The following is a 21,521-nucleotide window of genomic DNA, read 5'->3' on the forward strand; positions in this document are numbered from 1 at the left end:
TTAGTAGACAAGATTTATTATAAATATCTAATACCTCGTTATAGGTATATTATTAACTCAGTTTAATTTCATCTCTGTAATAAACTCGAACAGAAAAAAGACAATGTTTGTTTATTATTTATCAGTTACTAAATTAACAATTCAAATAATTATTTTTTTTATATTGTTTTATAAACCAATAACTATTTTCACTTGTTTATTAATTTTAAAATAGAAAAATATTATCTTAACTCATTGTATTTACTTCAGATTCATAGTATTAGGACTTTTGTTAGTCGTTTTGGTTATTTTCTTTTTTACCCGTAACAATAATTGGTGTAATATTGCCAACCGTCAATTTTATTTTCTTATTGTTTTAATAAGATGTCTGATTCTATTTTTTATTCCTCATTTGGAATTTGTTTTATTTATTTTCTACTTTTGGAAAGATTACGCACATTTTTATTTTTTTTAGGGAGAGGGGTTATGCCTAGCTACTCAATTATGATAGTGGATGATCACCCTGTCATGAGATATGGATTACGGCTATTGTTAGAAAAGGACAAGGAATTTGTTGTAGTAAGCGAAAGTGGCAATGCAAAAGAAGCAATAACTACCGCGCAACAGTTAAATCCAGACCTTATTATGATGGACTTAAATCTTCAGGGTCGTTCTGGTATTGATATTATCCGAACTTTACGCCGAGCAGGTTTAACATCATATGTTTTGGTTTTATCTGTTTCAGATGCCCGCAGTGATGTTTATGCTGCTTTGGATGCTGGCGCAAACGGTTATCTTTTAAAAGAGTGTGAAATTGATATGCTGCTATTAAGTTTACGTAAGGCGGTGGTTGGGCATCCCGTTTATAGTGAACGTGTTTGGCAATATATTCAATTACGACAAAACTATTCTGATCCACTATCAGCATTAACAAAAAGAGAATTAGATGTACTTCATGAAGTTTCTGCTGGTATGAAAAATAAACAAATTGCTGAGAATTTGTTTATTTCTGAAGAAACTGTCAAAGTGCATATTCGCAATATATTAAAAAAGCTACAGGTAACATCGCGTTTAGCTGCAAGCCTTATTTTAATTAAGCATCAACATTAATAAATCTACCCCGGCTTAAAACCGGGGTAGATTTGTAATAGTGATGTATAAATTAAACACCAACTCGCTGGCTATTCAATTGGAACGGGATAACTTATTACTTTAAAGTGCTCATCAGGTAGCTTTTCAATTTTTAATTGATAAAGCTCTCGGTTAATACCATTGATCACAATGTCCAGCTCACTAAATGCGGATTGGATTTCTGAATTATTTGCCCAAGATGGTATACCCTTTACTCCATAATAAAAATAAATCGTACTTTTCCCTGAATCTATTGGTTCTATTTCTTTAATTTGACTAATAAAAAGGTGCCCATAGCAAAAGTCTTGGTAAGGCTGCCAAGCTTTACGCCCTTTTTCACTAAGGTTAAAAACCCATTCTTCACCATTAGATGTTTGTTCAATTAAACCGGCTTCCATCAATGCATGCATTCTTTCTAATACCCAAGGGGCATCATCTTCATTGCTGTAAACGGGCCATTTCCCTTCACCTAAACACAATAAATAATCACTGTTGAAAAATGCCTGTAGGGCTATTTTATACTCATCAACTTTTTTGCTGTCTTCGTCTTCATTTGCCCAGCTACAAGTTGAAAGTAAAAGCAATATAAGACTCAGTGAAATGCTTTTCATATTTTCTTTTACCAACGGAAATCTTTATTTCTATTACTCTACGTTACACAATTCGCTACACTACTATGACAGGTTAATATCCGATATATTTTATAATGTAAATAGGATTTTTCACTACAGCAAAACCTGTTATTTTGGAATTGTATAACACTCATTCTATTTATTACCGATATTACTATTACCGATATTACGCATTGTCATATAAGGAAAATTTCATGTCCACTACAAACCTGACATATACTATGTACGGCATAAAAAATTGCGATACCATCAAAAAAGCAATCAAATGGCTGGACGAAAATCATATTCCTTACGTTTTTCATGATTACCGCAAAGACGGTTTGACGGAAGCATTATTACGCAGCTTTACAGAAAATATAGATTGGCAGACACTTGTTAATAAAAGAGGAACAACTTGGCGCCAATTATCTGATGATGAAAAAAATGCAATCACTGACACAACATCGGCTATTGCTTTAATGCTAGATAAACCCGCAGTGATAAAACGCCCTATCCTTGTTGCCTCTGATAACCGTTTTCTTGTTGGTTTTAATACCAATGACTACACCACTTTTACAGGAGCCTAATTTTTATGTCCTGTCCTGTTATTGAGCTTGCACAACAACTGATCGCTCGCCCTTCTATCAGCCCTGATGATCAGGGCTGTCAGCAGCTAATTATCGATAGACTTAGCCCCTTGGGCTTTACTATTGAAAAAATGCCCTTTGGTGATACTGAAAACTTATGGGCATGTCGCGGTGGTGAAGGTGAAACCCTCGCATTTGCGGGTCACACTGATGTGGTTCCTACTGGTGATCCTGCTTTGTGGGATAATCCACCATTTGAACCTTCTATTCGTGATGGAATGCTTTATGGTCGAGGTGCCGCGGATATGAAAGGTTCACTAGCTGCAATGATTGTTGCTGCTGAACGTTTTGTCCGCTCATATCCTGAACATCGTGGCCGTTTAGCTTTTCTTATTACATCAGATGAAGAAGCGAAAGCCGCAGATGGCACAGTGAAAGTTGTACAATCTTTAATGTCTCGCGGTGAACGCCTAGATTATTGTCTTGTCGGTGAACCTTCAAGCCAACATCAATTAGGTGATATGGTGAAAAATGGCCGTAGAGGTTCAATAACAGCAAATCTGATTATTCATGGTGTACAAGGTCACGTTGCATACCCTCATCTCGCAGAGAACCCCATTCATTGTGCATCGCCGTTTATACAAGAATTAGTAAATACTGTTTGGGATGAAGGTAATAAATTTTTTCCTGCAACCACCATGCAAATTGCCAATATTCATGCAGGCACCGGCAGCAACAATGTCATCCCTGGTGAATTATTTATTCAATTTAACTTTCGTTTTAGTACCGCAATCACCGATGAAGAAATACGCCAACGTACCGAAACTTTATTACAAAAACACCAACTTCGTTATAGTTTAGAATGGTCTTTATCGGGTCAACCATTTATTACAGGTAAAGGTAAACTACTTGATGCTGTTCGTTATTCTGTCAAGCATTACACAAATTTAGATCCAGAATTATCCACCAGTGGTGGCACTTCCGATGGTCGATTCATTGCACAAATGGGTGCTCAAGTTGTCGAGCTAGGGCCTATCAATGCGACAATTCACAAAGTAAATGAATGCGTTAATGCCGCTGATTTACAACAACTTAGCCGAATTTATCAGAGAATTATGGAGCAACTCGTTTTATGATAACCCCATTAATGTTAACTGGACGATCCACTGATCATTTGGTGTCGTTATCAGGCCAACATCGCTTACAATTTAACGCCACAAAAGCTTTTTTAGCGTTACAGCAGCAAGCAGCGAAAGCGGGTTTTAAATTAGAGGCAGCAAGCTCATTTCGTGATTTCAATCGTCAATTAGCGATATGGAACGATAAATTTGAAGGCTCTCGCCCTGTGTTAAATGCTCAAAGTCAGCCCATAGATATTCATCAATTATCAGAGGATAAACGTTGTCAGGCTATTTTAAAATGGTCTGCATTGCCCGGCGCAAGTCGCCACCACTGGGGAACAGAAATCGATATTTACGATCCTTTTCGTCTACCTGCGGGACAATCTTTACAATTAGAGCCTTGGGAATATGAAGCTGGAGGCTATTTCGCTCAATTAAGTGAATGGTTAACAGAAAATATGTCGAGCTATGATTTTTATCGCCCATTTATCCATAAAGAGAGTTATATCGCTTATGAGCCTTGGCATATTAGTTATTGGCCATTATCTTATGAAGCATCTTTAGCTTACACTCCCGATATTTTAAAGTCTGTATTACTAGAAGAAGATATCCGTGGTAAGCAGTGGTTATTAGCAAACCTCGACGAAATATTTCAGCACTACATTGTGTTGCCTGAATAACACTATTTATCACAAGGGACTTCTTGTTGTTCATTTACAGGGAGTCGCCACATAAAAATCAGTAAACACACTAAGATAATCAGCAATAATACTCTTACCCATAGCATGGAAACTAGCCATAATGAGAGTGAAAAAGTAACTAAAATAATTATTATCGCTTTTGGTTTAGCCCCTTTAGGCATTGCTTTATAAGTTTGCCAATAACGTAAGTAAGGACCAAACCAAGAACGATAAAGTAACCAGTAATGAAAACGCTGTGATGAACGCGAAAAACACCAAGCGGCTAATAATAAAAATGGGGTTGTGGGAAGTACAGGCAAAATAACACCAAGAGTTGCTAAACCAACACATAACCAACCCGCTATAATTAAGAGTATCCGTTTCACGTTATATTTTTCCGATTAATCTCTTTTGGTTGTATATAATAAACAAAACAGAAATATTTTCTAAGTAAAGAACCTAAAAATAAGGCTAATATATGAACTGGTTTGCTGATTATTGGTGGGTAATTCTCATCCTTTTAGTAGGTATTATTATTAATGCCATTAAAGATATGAATAAAATAGATCCAAAACAATTTCTTAAAAATAAACGAAAATTACCACCACATCGTGATTTCAATGATAAATGGGATGATGAGGACGATTGGCCCAAGAAAAATGGGGATAAGTAGCTAACCATTGTTGGTAATTTTGCGTCAATTGAACATCATATTCACTCATTAACTGTGCACATTGCTGACGTAGTGCTGTTATAAGTGCTTTTTTACCTGATAATAAAAATTGCTTAACACACTCTTCATCCGACTTTTTATCAATAAAATAAGCAGCTAATAGTGGATAATCTAATTCATAACCAATCAGAAAATTAGCCATGCTGTCATATACTGTTAAAGCTGAGCGATAAGCAAATGCAAATCCAGCCATAAATAACCATCGCCCTTGTTGAATAAGATTATTATCAAAACATTGGCTAATAGATAAATCTATTCCTGTTTGTCTTTTTATGTGTTGGTATTGTAGTGCCAATGATATCAATGCAATTTGCTGTTGTTGCTCACCTTTTTTGTTTAAAGGATAAATAGCCATTGCAGTATAACAACCACTACTTGCCTCTTTGTGTACTCCTAAACGAACAATATTAAAACCACATTGTGTCCAAAATTTAGCTAATGAATCTGTATAACCAAAACTAACGCTCAAATAATCAATATGTTTTGCTTGTGCGTCTTTAACAATATGTTTAATAAGATTTGCTGCAACTTTTTGACGTCGATAGGGTGGTAAAACAGCAATCCGACTAATACGCAATGATTTTAAACACATAGCCTCAATGGTTAAACCATATGTAACCAATGATTGTGCAACTAAATTGCCTCTAGGCCGACGTATCCCTAACCATACTTCTTGCGCCAAGGTTTCGGGTAATTCACCTTCATCAATACACCAAACTGCACCAATCATGGTTTGATTAACTGAGGCCGACCAATAGCTTTGTTTTTGCCCATCTAATAATCGGCGAAAATCTAATGGGGTTGTACGATAATGTGCGCTAGTGAGTAATCGATAAAAACTTTGCAGATCCTTAACATCTTGGTTCCAGTTATCTTTTTGCTGAACAATTGTGACTTCACCTTGTTGTTTATCAAGGCAATAATTAGGCTCATCAAGTAATAACAACTGGTTAAGCCAATGTTCTAGAGGATCATGCTTAGCCCAACGAATTGGTGTTTTTAATTGAAGCGTTTGCAATAAAGGTAGGCTATCACCTAACTTAAGCATAAAACCTCGACCTGTTCCTTCATACCCTTGAACAGTGGTTGTCATTAATACACGAGGGAAATAACTACAAAGTGCAACCAATAGCGCTATCGGTAATGCTGCCGCTTCATCAATAATTAACCAATCACTTTTATCACACCGATTCGTTGAACATAAAGCTAATAGATTATCTGGTGAGTAAAATAAGATAGGTTTATTTGTGTGTGAAGATAATACATTAGTACTATTTTTAGCTGGCGCACATACAATTACGGAACCTTGCCATTGTTCAATAAACATCCCCGCAAGTGCAGATTTGCCTCTGCCTCTTGGCGCTATTACGCTCCAGACCCCTTTTTGCGTCATTAGCAATTTTTCTAAAATGACTTGTTGTTCTTTGGTAGGCTGGCCTTGCGGTAATGTCCAAAGTGGTAGATTTTTATTTAGTTCAGGTAATTGCAGCGGTTGGGATTGCTGCCAAATAATAGTTTGTGGATCATTTAAAGTAATATCTTTTAGCCATGCCATAAAATTTGGGGTTGGTAAGACGGTTTGCATGTCATTCCAACGCCGACTATCACCATCTATATATCGCTCCCAATAATTTAAACTAGGTAGACATAAAACTAACCAGCTACCTGCTTTTAATGTCCCTGTTAACATTGCGAGTGCATCAGCATTAAATTCTTCATTGGCATCAAAAATACCATGTAAGTATTCGTTACCTAATAGATTAATTGCCTGGTTAGGAATAATCGCATCAATATAATTTGGCGATATCATTAACCAATCACCAAGACATACTTGTCGTAATTGCTGGATTTGCGCTAATTGCCATGTCTTATCTCCGGCTAATAGCAACAACCGCCGCTGACCTTTTTGTGCAAAATTCGCTTGATAACGTTGTAACTCTAATAATGGCACAGTTATGATTTACCAATTAATAACGAAAGAATACCTGCGGCAATTAATGGCCCGACAGGTACACCTCTAAATAATGCCACACCTATGACAGTCCCCACTAATAAACCTGCAACAGTAGACGGTTGATTATTCATTAAAGAAACCCCCCTTGCTCCCAACCAAGAAACAGCGATACCTATGACAATAGCTAACAGAGATTTCCAATTTAAAAATGAATTTAACACCTCTTGTGCCGAAATACGGCCAGTAGCAATCGGTGTCATTACACCAATGGTTAGAATTAAAATACCTATTGTCATACCGTATTTTTCAACAATAGGAAAATATTGATTTAATGGTGTGATTTTAACGACTAACAAAAAAATCATTGCTAATGTCACTGTCATGTTATGGCTAATAATGCCAAGACCTGCAAGCACTAACAAAATTAATAATGAGGGATCAACATTACTCATTTGTGTTCCTAACCTATTCTAATAATGGGAATAATCATTTTCTTATTTATAACGGAATATTATTAGTTCAAAGAGGAAGAAGCAAATGTATCACAAGATTTAATGTTGCCACTGTTATATCCTTTCATAAACCAAGCCTTACGCTGCTCAGCACTACCATGAGTAAAGCTATCTGGCACCACATAACCTTGCTGTTGTTGCTGTAGTTTATCATCACCTATCGCTTGAGCAGTTTTAATAGCCGTTAATAAATCAGCTTCATCAATGCGTCCTTCACCAGCCATAAAACGCCCCCACATTCCAGCAAAGCAATCGGCTTGAAGCTCTAATTTCACTGATAATCGATTAGCCTCTGCCTTTGAGCGTGCCATTTGCTGTTTTTCACGCATTTGTGTGGTGATCCCTAATAAATGCTGAACATGATGCCCAACCTCATGAGAAATCACATAACCTTGAGCAAATTCACCCCCCCCCCCTAAGCTATTCTTCATTTCATTATAAAAGGAGAGGTCGAGATAAATTTTTCTATCTGCTGGACAATAAAATGGCCCCATAATTTTGGTGCCTGTTCCACACTGTGTTGTTGTACTACCACTATAAAGCACTAATTTAGGATCACTATATTGTTTGCCTGCTTGAGCAAATAATTCTTGCCAAAAATCTTCTGTACTCGCTAATACCACACTACTAAAATCGGCTGCTTCATTATAAAGTGCACTTTGCTGTTCATTAACTTGTGCTGGCTGAGTTGTTTCACCGGTTAATGAATTAAAATCAAACCCCATAAAGCTAGCGATAACTAAAATAATAATCACAACAAAACCATATTTAGTACGCAATAAAAGTGTAATTAATCCCAAAGGGAGATTACCACCACCTGATGCTGAAGAAGACTGCCCTCGTCTATCTTCAACATTATTGCTTCTACGGCGATCATTCCAACGCATAATCATTCCCCATTAATTAAATACATTAGTTAAATATGCTAGTGTAAATTGATGTCTCTATTTTAGATAATAACAAAAATCTTACTATTTCTATTTCCTATTTTTTAAAAGCAGAATAATAGTGAAGATCAGAAAATAGCCACAACGATAAAAAAATACACCATAAGCATTGGCAAGCACGCTGTTTTTTTTTATTAAGAACCAGAATAGAATTCTCATGTTACCTACACTATTACTAATGAGTAGAAAAATTAATGACTCGAACTCAACGTTTACTCACGTTATTACAGATTTTAAAAGAAAATCGCTATCCCGTTACAGCTCAGGCTTTAGCAACAAAATTACAAATTAGCGTGCGATCTATCTATCGCGATATTGAATCATTACGCGATCAGGGTGCCGATATAATAGGAGAAGCCGGCTTAGGTTATCAATTAAAAACAGGCTTACTACTTCCCCCTTTAATGTTTGATGTGAATGAACTTGAAGCACTGATATTAGGTTTGCGTTGGGTGCAAAGCAATACAGATCAAGAGCTCAAAGAATCGGCAATACGAGCAATAAATAAAATTAATACCGTTGTGACTACACAACATCGCGTTATTCTGGATCAAAATACGTTATTTGCTCCAACTAACCAATTTATTACGGTTAATGACGATATTGCTAAAGATTTACGCCTTAGTTTAAGAGAAGAAAAAAAAGCTAATATAGATTATCAGGATGTAAACAAACAATTGAGCAGTAGAACAATATGGCCTATTGCTGTTGGTTATTTCAAAGATTCGCAAATATTAGCGGCTTGGTGTGAATTACGCCAAAGTTATCGCCACTTTCGCTTAGATAGAATTGCCTCTTACCGTGTATTAACGGATAACTTGCCTTATCCAAAAAGCTATTTACTCGATAGATGGAAAAAAGAGACTTTTTGTAACACTACTGACAAGAATTGACACTCAACAGCCTTACTATTTCATCTCACCTAGCGCTAATTAATAAATACACAAATAGTAAGGAAACATCATGAGCGAACTCACTCTTTATACCAATACAATATCGCGCGGTAATACTGTAGAACTCTTTTTAAACATGCTTGCGGTTCCATTTAAACGCGTGGAGTTATCTTATGGCGAACAGATGAATAGCGCAGAATATCTTGCTATTAATCCGATGGCAAAAGTTCCTGCATTAGTGGATGGAGATAATATCGTCACTGAGACAGCTGCAATTTGTATGTACTTAGCAGATAAGTTTATTGAAAAAGGTTTTGCACCTGCGTTTGGCTCACCTGAACGCGCAGCATATTACCGCTGGTTCTTTTTTACTGCGGGTCCTATTGAAGCCGCTTTTACTGTAAAAGAACTAGGTATTGAACTTAATGAAGAACAACAAAAATCATCTGGTTTTGGCTCTTTTAAGCGTGCATTTCATGGTTTAGAAACAGGTTTAGCAAATGCAAAACCTTATATTTGTGGCAAAAATTTAACGGCTGTTGATGTTTATGTTGGCTATTTTCTCATATTCCTATGTAAATATGCACGGATCCAGCCTACACCATTAATTAACCAATATCTTGATAGCCTTGCTCTTAACAAAGAAATTAAGCAATTACTTGAAGGTTTTGATTTAAAATAAATATTTCAAGCACAAACATGCATTAATCTTTCATTTTTTATACAACAAAAGGTCAGTTTTTAAGCTGACCTTTTTTATTATTGTTTTTTTTCGTGACGTAATCGATTGCGTTTTTAGTCTAAAGAAACACCAATACGGCGTGCAACTTCTTCGTATGCTTCAATTAATCCACCTAAGCTTTGGCGGAAACGGTCTTTATCCATTTTATCTAAGGTGTTTTTGTCCCATAAACGACTGCCATCAGGAGAGAACTCATCACCGAGTACGACTTTTCCGTTAAATAAACCAAACTCAAGTTTGAAGTCCACAAGAATAAGTCCTGCTTTATCAAACAATTCGCTAAGGACATCGTTTGCTTTATAACTCAGACGTTTCATTTCTGCGAGGTGTTCTTTAGATACCCAACCAAAAGTTTCACAATAAGATTCATTCACCATCGGATCATGACGGGCATCATCTTTCAGGAAGAGATCAAAAATAGGTGGGTTTAAAACAAGACCTTCTTCAATACCTAAACGTTTTACTAATGAACCAGCTGCACGGTTACGAATAACGCATTCAACTGGAACCATATCCAGTTTTTTCACCAGCACTTCATTATCAGAAAGCAAACGTTCCATCTGCGTTGGGATACCCGCTTCTTCCAATTTGTTCATAATGAAATGGTTAAATTTATTATTCACCATACCTTTACGATCAAACTGTTCAATACGTTGGCCATCTAACGCTGATGTATCGTTTCTAAATTCTAAAATCAGGAAATCAGAAGATTCGGTGGTATAGACTGTTTTGGCTTTCCCACGATACAACTCAGCTTTTTTTTGCATCTGACACACTCCAAAGATGTGATAGGTTTAACAAGAAATAACCGCCTATACTCTACTCTAGATTATACAAAAAAGCTTTTAAAACGTGGGATAGATAGCTAAAAAACTCATTCATTTAAGCTGTCATTGAGACTCATTACTAAAGGGAAATCAAAGCATAAGCAATATGATAGAAAGTAAGAGATGGGAAGTTAAAAAGAGGATCTTAATACATTTTCTAATGAAAAAAGGGATGTTTATTATTGGTAAACACGACTAACAGCAAAATGTTCTATTTATCATTAACCATAAGCCAAATAGAGACAGCATATTAATAGTTTAATTACTCTAAAAAAGAAAAAAAACGTTATTTTATATTTATCACTAACTCTATTTCATCGTATTTATATTATTCTATTTTTATTCCCTTCCTATATACCAATAAAAACATCCAGACACATTACTCATAAATTAAGTAATTTGTCTGGATATAATGAAATATAAGTGTGGTGATTTACTTTAGTTTATAAACATCATCCTTGATGTATCATTAATTAATTATTCTAACCTAAAGTTATTCTTAATATTTATTAAATAATAAAACAATATACTTCATAGGCGAACCAACCTAATAATGCACCGGCTGGTAAATCAATTAAATAATGTTGTTTAGTAAACATACATGATAATGCAATCAATAATGGGAAAAGAAAAACTAATGGCCCTAATGTTGCATATGCCAAACATGCAGTTAATGTCGCAACTGAAACATGCATACTTGGGAAACAGTTAGAAGTATCATCAAAGTGCTGGACAAACTTAAGAAATTTTTCTGATGCCTTTTTACCTGGATTGATTGTACGCCAATGTGGCGGTGTCGCGACAGGAAAAACAATAAAGAAAAACATTTGCATAACTAACAAAACAATATAACTAAATACAATCATGATAAATTGTCTTGAGTCTTGAATGATCCAGTTGAGATAGAGAATTGCAGGATAATATAAAAAACTATAGATCCATGACCACCAAGGCCAGAAGGGGATCTTTTCATCAATTGGTGAATTAATTACTTTCACTTCTCTTAATGTATATCGTTGAGTAAAAAAATAAAACTGATAAACACCAACAATAAGTATCCCACTTAATATTAAGTGAATAATCATATCACCCGCACTCATAAATACTCCTTTAAATGATTTGAGAATGCTTTGTTATTCTTATTAAAGTAAATAGCGCAGTAATATTGCACAGTTTTTGCCGTATTGCATTAAGATTAATATTATTAATTCTATGATATTCATTTTTCATTTAAAGAAAATGACTATTTTGATAAATATGAATAAATATCTATTGATATATTTATATTAGGAAAAACCTTCTTGCTTATTAAATTATTTTGATAAAATAATAAGTTAAGTAAATAAAAAGCCGCACAATTAGTATTGTACGGCTTATCTTATCATCTTTAAGAAATAATTTTATTTCACTGGTTTACTGAACGCAGCTTTCATTGCAGCAACCATTTGATCATTTTGTGATTGAGTCAAAGGTTTTCCATTATCACTGATAAATTGCAAACTACTACGGTTATTTAAATCACCGACTTGTAGTTTATAATCCCCTTCTTCAACAGAAGGTTTATCAACACCTAAAGAGCTCCAACTTGCACTACTTAAACCTTTATAAGTCACTTCAATTGAGCCTTTAGAACGTGTGCGGTCCCCCATCTTCATACCAACACTTTCTAATGCGATAGGCAGTCTATCCCAAACCACATCAAATGGTGCGCGTACAATAATCACAGGTAAACCTACGTTATCGCTACCGCTTTGTACATCGATAATACCTTGCAAATTGCTAGTTGCCGTATTTTCACTTAAGTTACGCATACGGTTTAAACCATCAACAATTTCATTAAGCAGTAGTGTGTTATAGCGTTTTACTTCAGTAGCATCGGTTACGTCACTTTCGCCTTGGCGTAAACCTTCATTAGTAATAGTTAATACGATAACATTACCTTGCTGAGTAATGGCTAAACGCTGGCGTGTTTGGTAAGGTACGTTTTCATCAGCCCGTGTCCAAACAATCCAATCTGTCATTATCTCTTTTTGTACTGCATCACCTTTAGCAACGACCACACCTTTATCTTTTAACACCGCGGTTACTTGCTCATAAAGCGTGCTATTTTCTGGCGCATTAGGTAATAATAATTTGCTGTTTGTGGCGTTATTTTCACTGCGAGAACCACTCAACAAATTGAGCGCTTGTGTTGGCGGACGAATATCAAGCGCTAAACCAATAGGCTCACTTTTTTTAGAAACGGGAATGTCATATTCCCCATTTTGCAAAGGCAACACCATCCCCGCAGGAAGTGCTAAGTTTTTTAGTCCAGTAGTCTCTAAATAAGACTCGTCACCACTGACCTGACGTTTATAGCGCTGATCGCTTGAACAGGCTGCCAGTAAAACCACCAGCGACAGACCCGCGACTTTCATAATCTTTGATTTATGCAATAGTGTTGCCATTAAAATTCCCTAAGTTTTACAGTATTCCCGCTGTTACCAGCGCTTTCTCAACAATTTGCTGACCTGATGATGTCAACGGTGTCATAGGTAAGCGCAATGTGGCGTCTTCAATCAATCCAATACGTTGACACGCCCACTTAGCTGGGATTGGATTAGGTTCAACAAATAACTGATGATGTAAGTCCATCAGGCGTCGGTTAAGTTCGCGTGCTTTTGCAAACTCTCCAGCTTTTGCCAATCGACATAATTCTACCATCTCTACAGCAGCAACGTTAGCAGTAACCGAAATAACACCATGACCACCCAGCTGCATAAAGTCTAATGATGATGCATCATCTCCACTAAGTAGAATAAAACTATCATCATTTACCAACTCTTGGATTTGACTAACACGACTTAAGTTCCCTGTCGCTTCTTTAATTGCCACAATATTATCCAACTCAGCTAAACGTGCAACTGTTACTGGCAATAAATCACATCCAGTACGACCCGGCACATTATACAATATCTGTGGTAAATCGGTGCTTTCAGAAATCGCTTTAAAATGCTGATAAAGCCCTTCTTGTGATGGCTTATTATAATAAGGTGTCACACTCAAACAACCCGCAATACCTTTATTTTCAAATTGCTGAGTAAACCAAACGGCTTCTGATGTAGCATTTGCCCCTGTTCCTGCAATAACAGGAATGCGGCCATCAGCCATATCTAACGTCATTAAAACAACATCAACATGCTCTTCATGACTGAGTGTTGCCGATTCACCCGTTGTACCAACAGAAACGATAGCAGCACTATTGGCTTTAACATGGTAATCGACCAATTTACGTAAGCTAACCCGGTCAACATTGCCTTGTGCATCCATAGGAGTGACTAGCGCCACCATACTGCCTGTAAAATTAAATTTGTTACTCACCATAATTTATTGCTCCGAGATAGACTTATACCCAATGGTACTCATTCATCCCTCTATTGAAAACTACTTAACTCTAGGTTTCTAATGAAATTTGCTAATATTCTTTGATATGAATTAAAGAGAGATAATAATTCAATATAGTGAACGTCTGATCTTGGCAGAAATCAAAATTTGTGGTTACCTGTTAAGAATAAACTGAAAGTCAAAAGGAACCTCATTTTGCCCATACCTGATAAACATTTTCTCGTGCTCACAGCATTAGGTTCTGATCGTCCTGGTATCGTTGATACCATTACTCAATTAGTTAGCCAATGTGGATGTAATATCGAGGACAGCCGACTTGCTATGTTCGGTCAAGAATTTACGTTTATCATGCTCCTTTCTGGTGGTTGGAATGCTATCGCTCAGTTAGAAGCGTTACTTCCAATCAAAAGTGCGGAACTGGATTTACTGACTGTAATGAAGAGAACAACTAATGCCTCGCCAATAGTTTATCCTTCAACTATTGCGGCAAAAGTCGATATTGAAGATGCACCTGGTATTGTAGAACGATTTACTAATTTGTTTAGTCAACATAACTTTAATCTTGCGGAGTTAATTTCTAAAACACATCCTTCTGATGATGGAACCCCTGCTCGCTTAGAAATACAAATAACGGCACATAATCCGTTAGATGATAATGGTCTTGTTATTCATGAGAAGTTCAATCAATTATGTACAGAACTTCATGCTCAAGGCACAATAAGTATTGTAAATAGTCTGATGATGAAACAGTAAAAATGGAGAATGACCTAATGAACCCATTAAAAGCCGGTGAGAAGGCACCTCAATTCAGTCTGCCCGATCAAGATGGAGAGATCATTAATCTGTCTGATTTCGCTGGCCAACGTGTGCTCGTTTATTTCTATCCAAAAGCAATGACACCAGGCTGTACTACTCAAGCCTGTGGATTGCGTGATGAGATGGATGCACTAAAAAAAGCCAAAGTCGAAGTACTAGGTATTAGCACTGACAAATCGGAAAAGCTTTCACGTTTTGCAGAAAAAGAGATGTTAAACTTCACTTTGCTTTCAGATGAAAATCATCAAGTTGCAGAAAAATTTGGAATTTGGGGTGAAAAACAATTTATGGGGAAAACTTACGATGGCATTCATCGTACTTCATTTCTCATTGATAAAAATGGTGTTGTTGAACATGTTTTCGATAACTTTAAAACCAGCAATCACCACCAAATTGTGCTTGAGTATCTGGCACAACATCCATAATTTGTATGCTCCGTTTTTAAAAACAAACAGACAGTTTTCACTGTCTGTTTTTCATTTTAGTTAAAACTATCTCATCAACTAAATTATATTTTCTTTCTATCTGGTTGATCATTCGCAATTTCATCTGGTAAGGCATGAAGTACTGCTTTAATTAATGTTGCTAATGGGATGGCAAAAAAGACCCCCCAAAATCCCCACATTCCACCAAAAATAATAACGGATAAAATAATGACTAAAGGATGCATATTAACCGCTTCAGAAAACAAAATAGGTACCAACAAGTTACTGTCTAACCCTTGGACAACTAAATAAGCAATAAATAGAGCCCAAAAATCAGAACCTAATCCCCATTGAGAAAGCGCAATCACAATCACTGGAATAGTCGCTAATACTGCACCGACATAAGGAACCAGCACTGACACGCCTACCAACACGGCCAGTAAAACGGAATAGCGTAAATCGAAAAAAGCGAAGACAAAATAGGTGAATATTCCCACGATCACCATTTCTGTTACTTTACCTCGAATATAATTGGTAATTTGCTGATTCACCTCTATCCATACTTGTGCAGCTAATATTCTATTTTTAGGTAAAACACGACGCACTGCATTTAGCATCTGCTGTTTATCTTTTAATAAAAAGAAAGTCATTAACGGTACAAGGATAAGATAAATAGAAAGTGTAATAATACCAATCAATGAAGCGAGAGAAACTTTTAGCACCGATTCTGCCACAGTAGACAGTTTGCTACGTAAATTTTCAGCCATCATATCCACAATGCCTGCATCAACTAGCGCAGGAAAACGATCAGGCAATTCACGAGCAAAATCATTAAATCGATTTATCATATTAGGTAAATCAGAAATGAGAGTCATGCCTTGTTGCCAAACGGTTGGCGCTAAAATCAAAATTACAATGGCACTAACACCAATAAATAGTGTCAGAATGATTGATACCGCCCATACCCGGGCACAACCTAATTTTTCAAGCAAATGTGTTGGCCACTCTAATAAGTAAGCAAGCACAATCGCCACTAATAATGGCGCCAGTATGCCACTGAAAAAGTAGATAATTGAAAAGCCGGCAATTAAGATGAACACTAAGGCAATAACCTGAGGATCAGCAAAGCGGCGTTTATACCATTGAACAAGCAAGTCCAGCATGAAAATCGAGGTCCTTTATAATAACAAGTAAAATATATCTATGTGTTTTGGTTTACAATAGCAATGAACTTTTGACAGATTTTACGTTAGGTTTTGCTATGATACATCATTAATTATTAATTTTTAGTTAAGATAGCCATCAGGATGCTGTTGTATGAAACTCAGACTTAAAAAACCATTGGTCGCGCTTCTTGTTTCTGCTTTGCTATCAACATCAGTGGTGCCTGCTCACGCTGCGATTGATATAGAAGATTCATTACCTGATATGGGAACGACGGCGGGTTCAACCCTAAGTATCAATCAAGAAATCGCTATGGGTGATTACTATACTCGTCAACTGAGGAATAGTGCACCATTAGTTTTTGATCCCCTACTTTCTAATTACATCAATAATCTAGGGCAAAAACTTGTTTCAAATGCAAGCTCAGTGAAAACGCCTTTCCATTTTTATTTAGTTAACAACCAAAATATAAATGCCTTCGCCTATTTTGGTGGCAATATCGTGCTGCACTCCGCACTCTTTCGCTATAGCCAAAATGAAAGCGAACTGGCTTCTGTTATGGCACATGAAATCACTCACGTTACACAGCGCCATCTAGCACGAATGCTTGAAGATCAATCAAAAACAACCCCTTTGGCTCTCGCTGGTGTTTTAGGTTCTATTCTCATTTTTATGGCAAACCCTAACGCAGGACTTGCTACTTTTACTGGGAGTATGGCAGGTATTCAGCAAAATATGATTACGTTTACACAAATGAACGAACAAGAAGCTGACCGCATTGGTATACAAACTCTTTATCGTGCCGGGTTTGACCCACAAGGAATGCCCGATTTTATGCAAATTTTGGCGGATCAAGTAAGATATAGTTCTAAACCACCAGAAATGCTGCTGACGCACCCCTTACCAGATAGTCGTTTATCTGATGCGCGTAGCCGTGCATCACAATATAAACAGCGTCAATTGCCACAATCAGCCGATTTTCTGTTCGCCAAAATGCGCGTATTAGCCATGCTTAATAATGCGCCTGCATCAGATAATGCCTTACAAACAGCACTTGATCAGTTTAACAATGGTACAGAATTAGAAAAATCTGCTGCTAATTATGCACAAGTGTTGATTTATTCTCGTGACCGTAAATTTGATGATGCGAGAAAAATACTCACACCAATGTTAGAAAAAGATCCAAATAATATCTGGCTTATTGATGCCATCACAGATATTGATTTAGAGCAAAACCTTGCTAGCAATGCTGTTGCACGGTTACAAAATGCCTTAAAACGAACCCCAACAAATAAAGTTATTATTGCTAACTTGGCCAATGCCTATATGCATAACAAGCAATATAATGAAGCCAATAAACTACTTTATCGTTATACCTTTGATAACCCGGATGATCCTATTGGCTGGCAATTAACTGCTGAAAATGCAGCAAAACAAGGTGATAGAGCTCATGAATTAGCCGCTTATGCAGAAGATTTAGCGCTTAGAGGCGATTTTGAAACGGCCATTCGTTACCTTGGCGATGCTAGCCGTCAGGTAAAATTAGGCAGTAACGATCAAGCTCGGTTTGATGCTCGTATAGATCAATTACGTAAAATTCAGCAAAGAGATAGTCAGTTTAAATAAGGGAAAACATGACCAAGAAAGTGACGATTTATCATAATCCACGCTGTTCAAAAAGCCGTGAAACCTTACATTTATTAGAAGAAATGCAAATAACACCTGAAGTGGTTCATTATTTAGATAACGCACCGTCAGTAAAAGAGCTCAAATCGCTGCTTAAGGCATTAGGTTTTAATGATGCAAGAGTATTGATGCGTACAAAAGAAGAGATTTATAAAACGCTAAAATTGGCGGATGAATCTTCGCAAGATGTACTTATTCAAGCAATGCATGACAACCCTAAATTAATTGAACGTCCTATTGTGGTTGTTGGTGATAATGCACGTTTAGGCCGCCCTCCCGAGCAAGTGAAAGCGTTATTTCTTTAATTAATCTAAAAAAGCCTCTACTTTTTTCAGTAAAAAAAGGGGCTTTTTATCTATTCACACTCATATCTATAAACATCCGATAATTTTTTCTCATTACATAATCGCTAATTAAATCATCACATGTTAATTAAATGTAACTAGTGTAATTAGTCTCATCTTTTTAATATCCTTAATAGAAATAAGTTTATAAATCTTTTCCTTTCAAAAAATTTCATCTCACTTTCATTTTTTTTATGACTTGTTTATAAGCAGATAGCAAAATAGCTATCTCGATCACATTACTGCGTATAACATCCCGCCTATAAGAAAAAATTTATGCAACGTTTCATTTGTATTGTGACTCAAGTCTCTTTACACAATTGCATTCATACATATTATGGGCATCAGAAAATATGATGGCAAAAATAATGGGTAGCAAATTTTAGCCTTTATCTATTTTCACTATCATCCAAGAAAGAAATTAACAACCGATTTATGGTTTATAACAATATTACAACATAGCAATGTGAACCCAATCCTAAACATTTCTATCTTTTCTTTTTGTTATCTATTTTTGTTTGATGGCAAATTATTTATTTAAAATAAAGTATAGATAGAAACAGGATCGGTTAAAAATATAGCCAACATATGGGCGAATAAAACTAAATAATCATCATAAAAATGTTAGGTGATTGTCAGGCTAATAGGAAAATAGATGAATATCGTACTCAGACTAAAACTTGTCTCATTCCTCCAGTTTTTTATTTGGGGTTCTTGGCTTGTTACGTTTGCCTCATATCTGTTTGGTGAACTTCATTTTAAAGGTAGCGATGTTGGGCTTATTTTTAGTGCACTAGGACTTGCTTCGCTTATTGCACCAGTCGTCATGGGATTTATTGCAGATAAAATAAATAACCGTAAGCTTGTTTTTATTACTTTGCATATCTTCTCAGCATTAGCCCTTGTGCTAATGTCACAAATGACAACCGTCACAACCCTATTTTTTGCTACCTTGCTACATTTATTGTTCTTTATGCCAAGTATTTCCATGGCAAACAGTATTATCTTTGAGCTGTTAGAACAAAAACATTTAGAACCTAATAATTATTTCCCCAAAATACGCGTTTACGGGACTGTCGGCTTTATTGCTGCAATGTGGGTGATTAGTTTTTTAGGATTAGGAAATAGCTATCACCAATTGTTTGTTGCTGCAATTGCATCAATTGTTTTAGCTGTATTTGCGATGTTCCTACCAGCAACAAAAGCTGCTGATAAAAATGCAGCGAAAGAAGAAGTTGCCGCATTTAGTCTATCAAATATTTTGCAAGTATTTAAAAAGAGAAACGTGGTTGTTTTCTTATTTTTTGCAACCTTATTAGGCTCAGTGCTACAAATCACGAATACTTTTGGTGTACCATTCCTGCAAGATATTGCACAAGCACCTAATGCTGATGATTCATTCTTTGCACGTTATCCTTCTGTGTTCTTATCTATTTCACAGATATCAGAAGTCGTCTTTATCTTATTCCTACCACTATTATTAAAACGTGTAAGAATCGAAACTATCGTGCTATTTAGTATGATTGCATGGATTTTACGTTTCGGTTTCTTCGCTTATGGTGATTACACATCGTTAGGCCAAATCGTTTTATTACTATCCATGATTGTATATGGCTGTGCATTCGACTTCTTCAATATCTCAGGTTCATTATTCTTAGAAAAAGAGATCCCTTTGCAATACCGTTCAACCGCTCAAGGCATGTTTATGACTTTAGTGAATGGTTTTGGTACTTATTTAGGTGCGATGTTAAGTGGTTGGGTTATCGATTTATACACTACCGATAGCATTGTTGATTGGAAAATGTTCTGGCTGATCTTCACTGGTTATACTGTAGCAATTACTGTGCTATACCTTATTTTCTTACTGATCCCACAGAAGAAAACAAAAGCAGCAGTAGAAGCAAACTAATTAAATAAAATTATTTCAGTAATCTCTCACCGCTTGTTTATAAACAAGCGGTTTTTTTTATGCCTATTAATTCTTCATTACACGGGTGCGAGTGTTGATTTTTAGAAAGAATGATATAAATAATTTTTTGAAATAAAAAAACAAAAAAGTGGCTAGCAAAATAACTTACCACATCTTAGGTAATGCAAAATAAGGACAACACTAAAGCTTCAGAATATCTTTAACAAAAGGAATTGTTAGTTTTCTTTGAGCAACAATAGAGGCGCGATCAAGCTCATCAAGCATTTCAAAAAGGGTACGCATTTTTCTGTCAAGACGTTTCAATACAAAGCGACCAACATCTTCAGGTAATTCAAAACCGCGTAGTTTAGCTCTTAGTTGTAAAGCTTGAATTTTTTCTTCATCACTTAAAGGCTGTAAACGGTAGATTTGCCCCCAATCTAAGCGTGATGCTAAATCAGGAAGTTGCAAATCTATTTGGCGAGGAGGTCTGTCACCAGTAATTAATAAGCATGTGCGACCAAGTTCTAATACACGGTTATAAAGATTAAATAACGCAAGTTCCCACTCTTCATCACCTGCAACACATTGCACATTATCAATGCAAACAAGAGATAAATGTTCCATACCTTCAAGAACATCGGGGACAAAATAAGCGCGTTTATCTAATGGCACATAACCAACGGCGTCGCCTGCGGCAGAAAGTTCTGCACAAGCGGCATGTAATAGATGACTCTTCCCGCCCCCATCACGAGACCAGAAATAGATATAACTGCCATGAGATTGGTGGATGGCGGTTCGTATTGCAGCGACTAATGACGCATTTTCCCCTGCATAGAAGCTATCGAATGTCTCATCATCGGGCAGAGATAGTGGTAATGATAGCTGCGACGGCGTATTCAGAAGCACCTCACCTGAATAGTTTAATAAACGTCGTGATTCTAACACAAATTCTCTCTAGGTCAGAACCAATATTCAAAAAGCACAGAAAGCTATTTAAAATCCCAGTAACAATCTATTAGTTAGTCTATTTAACAACCATAAATAGACTGTTTAATATTCGGTTACTATCCACT

Annotated in this window: 23 protein-coding genes; 12 read left to right on the forward strand and 11 right to left on the reverse strand. The window is 36.3% G+C overall.

The window, feature by feature from the left end:
* The first annotated feature begins 465 nt into the window (after positions 1-465).
* Positions 466-1,089: a response regulator gene (locus M997_RS11270; RefSeq protein WP_064720219.1), complete on the forward strand. Its 624-nt coding sequence runs from the start codon at positions 466-468 to the stop codon at positions 1,087-1,089.
* 71 nt (positions 1,090-1,160) lie between these two features.
* Here M997_RS11270 and M997_RS11275 read toward each other — a convergent pair whose 3' ends face one another.
* The gene (locus M997_RS11275) at positions 1,161-1,721 is read right to left on the reverse strand and encodes a hypothetical protein (RefSeq protein ID WP_064720220.1); all 561 of its coding nucleotides are present in this window, start codon (positions 1,719-1,721) and stop codon (positions 1,161-1,163) included.
* 215 nt (positions 1,722-1,936) lie between these two features.
* Here M997_RS11275 and M997_RS11280 point away from each other — a divergent pair, with 215 nt between their 5' ends.
* Genes M997_RS11280 through M997_RS11290 form a run of 3 tightly spaced genes read left to right on the forward strand, consistent with a single transcriptional unit; the run spans position 1,937 to position 4,109 of the window.
* Positions 1,937-2,308, forward strand: a complete 372-nt coding sequence (locus M997_RS11280; protein ID WP_064720221.1) for an ArsC family reductase — start codon at positions 1,937-1,939, stop codon at positions 2,306-2,308.
* A gap of 5 nt (positions 2,309-2,313) precedes the next feature.
* Positions 2,314-3,444: a succinyl-diaminopimelate desuccinylase gene (dapE, locus tag M997_RS11285; protein WP_064720222.1), complete on the forward strand. Its 1,131-nt coding sequence runs from the start codon at positions 2,314-2,316 to the stop codon at positions 3,442-3,444.
* Positions 3,441-4,109: a M15 family metallopeptidase gene (locus M997_RS11290; RefSeq protein ID WP_064720223.1), complete on the forward strand. Its 669-nt coding sequence runs from the start codon at positions 3,441-3,443 to the stop codon at positions 4,107-4,109. The genes dapE and M997_RS11290 overlap by 4 nt, the downstream gene beginning before the upstream one ends.
* Positions 4,110-4,111: 2 nt before the next feature.
* Here the strand turns inward: M997_RS11290 and M997_RS11295 are convergent, their stop codons facing one another.
* Positions 4,112-4,495 (reverse strand): DUF454 family protein, encoded by a 384-nt coding sequence (locus M997_RS11295; RefSeq protein ID WP_064720224.1) that lies wholly within the window; start codon positions 4,493-4,495, stop codon positions 4,112-4,114.
* Between the two features lie 92 nt (positions 4,496-4,587).
* Between M997_RS11295 and M997_RS11300 the strand changes: the two genes are divergently transcribed.
* Positions 4,588-4,782, forward strand: coding sequence for a YpfN family protein (locus M997_RS11300; RefSeq protein ID WP_064720225.1), 195 nt, complete (start codon positions 4,588-4,590; stop codon positions 4,780-4,782).
* Here the strand turns inward: M997_RS11300 and M997_RS11305 are convergent.
* From M997_RS11305 to ypfJ, 3 genes are all read right to left on the reverse strand, one after another.
* Positions 4,727-6,793: a tRNA(Met) cytidine acetyltransferase TmcA gene (locus M997_RS11305; RefSeq protein WP_064720226.1), complete on the reverse strand. Its 2,067-nt coding sequence runs from the start codon at positions 6,791-6,793 to the stop codon at positions 4,727-4,729. The two genes, M997_RS11300 and M997_RS11305, sit on opposite strands and share 56 nt — an antisense overlap.
* Before the next feature lie 2 nt (positions 6,794-6,795).
* Positions 6,796-7,248, reverse strand: coding sequence for a DUF441 domain-containing protein (locus M997_RS11310; protein WP_064720227.1), 453 nt, complete (start codon positions 7,246-7,248; stop codon positions 6,796-6,798).
* A gap of 62 nt (positions 7,249-7,310) precedes the next feature.
* Positions 7,311-8,195: a KPN_02809 family neutral zinc metallopeptidase gene (gene ypfJ, locus M997_RS11315; protein WP_064720228.1), complete on the reverse strand. Its 885-nt coding sequence runs from the start codon at positions 8,193-8,195 to the stop codon at positions 7,311-7,313.
* A gap of 254 nt (positions 8,196-8,449) precedes the next feature.
* On the opposite strand from ypfJ, the gene M997_RS11320 reads away from it, so the two are divergent.
* On the forward strand, positions 8,450-9,148 hold the full coding sequence (locus tag M997_RS11320; protein ID WP_064720229.1) for a helix-turn-helix transcriptional regulator: 699 nt from the start codon (positions 8,450-8,452) through the stop codon (positions 9,146-9,148).
* A 70-nt stretch (positions 9,149-9,218) separates the two neighbouring features.
* Entirely contained in the window at positions 9,219-9,830 is a 612-nt protein-coding gene (locus M997_RS11325) for a glutathione S-transferase family protein (protein ID WP_064720230.1), read from the forward strand.
* 113 nt (positions 9,831-9,943) lie between these two features.
* Here M997_RS11325 and purC read toward each other — a convergent pair whose 3' ends face one another.
* The 4 genes from purC to dapA all read right to left on the reverse strand — a co-directional run bounded on the left by purC (position 9,944) and on the right by dapA (position 14,080).
* Positions 9,944-10,657 (reverse strand): phosphoribosylaminoimidazolesuccinocarboxamide synthase, encoded by a 714-nt coding sequence (gene purC / locus M997_RS11330; RefSeq protein ID WP_064720231.1) that lies wholly within the window; start codon positions 10,655-10,657, stop codon positions 9,944-9,946.
* A gap of 569 nt (positions 10,658-11,226) precedes the next feature.
* The gene (locus M997_RS11335; RefSeq protein ID WP_064720232.1) at positions 11,227-11,817 is read right to left on the reverse strand and encodes a phosphatase PAP2 family protein; all 591 of its coding nucleotides are present in this window, start codon (positions 11,815-11,817) and stop codon (positions 11,227-11,229) included.
* Between the two features lie 300 nt (positions 11,818-12,117).
* Entirely contained in the window at positions 12,118-13,164 is a 1,047-nt protein-coding gene (bamC, locus tag M997_RS11340; protein WP_064720233.1) for an outer membrane protein assembly factor BamC, read from the reverse strand.
* 16 nt (positions 13,165-13,180) lie between these two features.
* A complete protein-coding gene (gene dapA, locus M997_RS11345) occupies positions 13,181-14,080 on the reverse strand; it encodes a 4-hydroxy-tetrahydrodipicolinate synthase (protein WP_064720234.1) in 900 nt (299 codons plus the stop codon).
* A 216-nt stretch (positions 14,081-14,296) separates the two neighbouring features.
* Here dapA and M997_RS11350 point away from each other — a divergent pair, with 216 nt between their 5' ends.
* The gene (locus M997_RS11350) at positions 14,297-14,854 is read left to right on the forward strand and encodes a glycine cleavage system transcriptional repressor (protein ID WP_064720235.1); all 558 of its coding nucleotides are present in this window, start codon (positions 14,297-14,299) and stop codon (positions 14,852-14,854) included.
* Positions 14,855-14,871: 17 nt separating this feature from the next.
* A complete protein-coding gene (gene bcp, locus M997_RS11355; RefSeq protein ID WP_064720236.1) occupies positions 14,872-15,342 on the forward strand; it encodes a thioredoxin-dependent thiol peroxidase in 471 nt (156 codons plus the stop codon).
* Positions 15,343-15,425: 83 nt separating this feature from the next.
* On the opposite strand, the gene M997_RS11360 is transcribed toward bcp, so the two are convergent.
* The gene (locus M997_RS11360) at positions 15,426-16,505 is read right to left on the reverse strand and encodes an AI-2E family transporter (RefSeq protein ID WP_064720237.1); all 1,080 of its coding nucleotides are present in this window, start codon (positions 16,503-16,505) and stop codon (positions 15,426-15,428) included.
* Positions 16,506-16,659: 154 nt separating this feature from the next.
* Between M997_RS11360 and bepA the strand changes: the two genes are divergently transcribed.
* The 3 genes from bepA (at position 16,660) to M997_RS11375 (ending at position 20,445) form a co-directional block, all read left to right on the forward strand.
* Positions 16,660-18,132, forward strand: a complete 1,473-nt coding sequence (gene bepA, locus M997_RS11365) for a beta-barrel assembly-enhancing protease (RefSeq protein ID WP_064720238.1) — start codon at positions 16,660-16,662, stop codon at positions 18,130-18,132.
* Between the two features lie 8 nt (positions 18,133-18,140).
* Complete coding sequence (arsC, locus tag M997_RS11370) at positions 18,141-18,497, forward strand: arsenate reductase (glutaredoxin) (protein WP_064720239.1); 357 nt, start codon at positions 18,141-18,143, stop codon at positions 18,495-18,497.
* A gap of 694 nt (positions 18,498-19,191) precedes the next feature.
* A complete protein-coding gene (locus M997_RS11375; protein ID WP_064720240.1) occupies positions 19,192-20,445 on the forward strand; it encodes an MFS transporter in 1,254 nt (417 codons plus the stop codon).
* A gap of 201 nt (positions 20,446-20,646) precedes the next feature.
* Here M997_RS11375 and hda read toward each other — a convergent pair whose 3' ends face one another.
* Positions 20,647-21,354, reverse strand: coding sequence for a DnaA inactivator Hda (gene hda, locus M997_RS11380; protein ID WP_064720287.1), 708 nt, complete (start codon positions 21,352-21,354; stop codon positions 20,647-20,649).
* Positions 21,355-21,521 lie beyond the last annotated feature (167 nt).

Origin of the sequence: Proteus hauseri ATCC 700826, assembly GCF_001654965.1 — a bacterium.
GTDB lineage: Bacteria > Pseudomonadota > Gammaproteobacteria > Enterobacterales > Enterobacteriaceae > Proteus > Proteus hauseri.

What these genes read in the sequence shown, in the direction of transcription:
- M997_RS11270 (WP_064720219.1), top strand. Translation starts at nt 466, where the DNA reads ATGCCTAGCTACTCAATTATGATAGTGGATGATCACCCTGTCATGAGA.
- M997_RS11275 (WP_064720220.1), bottom strand. Translation starts at nt 1,721, where the DNA reads ATGAAAAGCATTTCACTGAGTCTTATATTGCTTTTACTTTCAACTTGT.
- M997_RS11280 (WP_064720221.1), top strand. Translation starts at nt 1,937, where the DNA reads ATGTCCACTACAAACCTGACATATACTATGTACGGCATAAAAAATTGC.
- dapE (WP_064720222.1), top strand. Translation starts at nt 2,314, where the DNA reads ATGTCCTGTCCTGTTATTGAGCTTGCACAACAACTGATCGCTCGCCCT.
- M997_RS11290 (WP_064720223.1), top strand. Translation starts at nt 3,441, where the DNA reads ATGATAACCCCATTAATGTTAACTGGACGATCCACTGATCATTTGGTG.
- M997_RS11300 (WP_064720225.1), top strand. Translation starts at nt 4,588, where the DNA reads ATGAACTGGTTTGCTGATTATTGGTGGGTAATTCTCATCCTTTTAGTA.
- M997_RS11310 (WP_064720227.1), bottom strand. Translation starts at nt 7,248, where the DNA reads ATGAGTAATGTTGATCCCTCATTATTAATTTTGTTAGTGCTTGCAGGT.
- ypfJ (WP_064720228.1), bottom strand. Translation starts at nt 8,195, where the DNA reads ATGCGTTGGAATGATCGCCGTAGAAGCAATAATGTTGAAGATAGACGA.
- M997_RS11320 (WP_064720229.1), top strand. Translation starts at nt 8,450, where the DNA reads ATGACTCGAACTCAACGTTTACTCACGTTATTACAGATTTTAAAAGAA.
- M997_RS11325 (WP_064720230.1), top strand. Translation starts at nt 9,219, where the DNA reads ATGAGCGAACTCACTCTTTATACCAATACAATATCGCGCGGTAATACT.
- purC (WP_064720231.1), bottom strand. Translation starts at nt 10,657, where the DNA reads ATGCAAAAAAAAGCTGAGTTGTATCGTGGGAAAGCCAAAACAGTCTAT.
- M997_RS11335 (WP_064720232.1), bottom strand. Translation starts at nt 11,817, where the DNA reads ATGAGTGCGGGTGATATGATTATTCACTTAATATTAAGTGGGATACTT.
- bamC (WP_064720233.1), bottom strand. Translation starts at nt 13,164, where the DNA reads ATGGCAACACTATTGCATAAATCAAAGATTATGAAAGTCGCGGGTCTG.
- dapA (WP_064720234.1), bottom strand. Translation starts at nt 14,080, where the DNA reads ATGGTGAGTAACAAATTTAATTTTACAGGCAGTATGGTGGCGCTAGTC.
- bcp (WP_064720236.1), top strand. Translation starts at nt 14,872, where the DNA reads ATGAACCCATTAAAAGCCGGTGAGAAGGCACCTCAATTCAGTCTGCCC.
- M997_RS11360 (WP_064720237.1), bottom strand. Translation starts at nt 16,505, where the DNA reads ATGCTGGACTTGCTTGTTCAATGGTATAAACGCCGCTTTGCTGATCCT.
- bepA (WP_064720238.1), top strand. Translation starts at nt 16,660, where the DNA reads ATGAAACTCAGACTTAAAAAACCATTGGTCGCGCTTCTTGTTTCTGCT.
- arsC (WP_064720239.1), top strand. Translation starts at nt 18,141, where the DNA reads ATGACCAAGAAAGTGACGATTTATCATAATCCACGCTGTTCAAAAAGC.
- M997_RS11375 (WP_064720240.1), top strand. Translation starts at nt 19,192, where the DNA reads ATGAATATCGTACTCAGACTAAAACTTGTCTCATTCCTCCAGTTTTTT.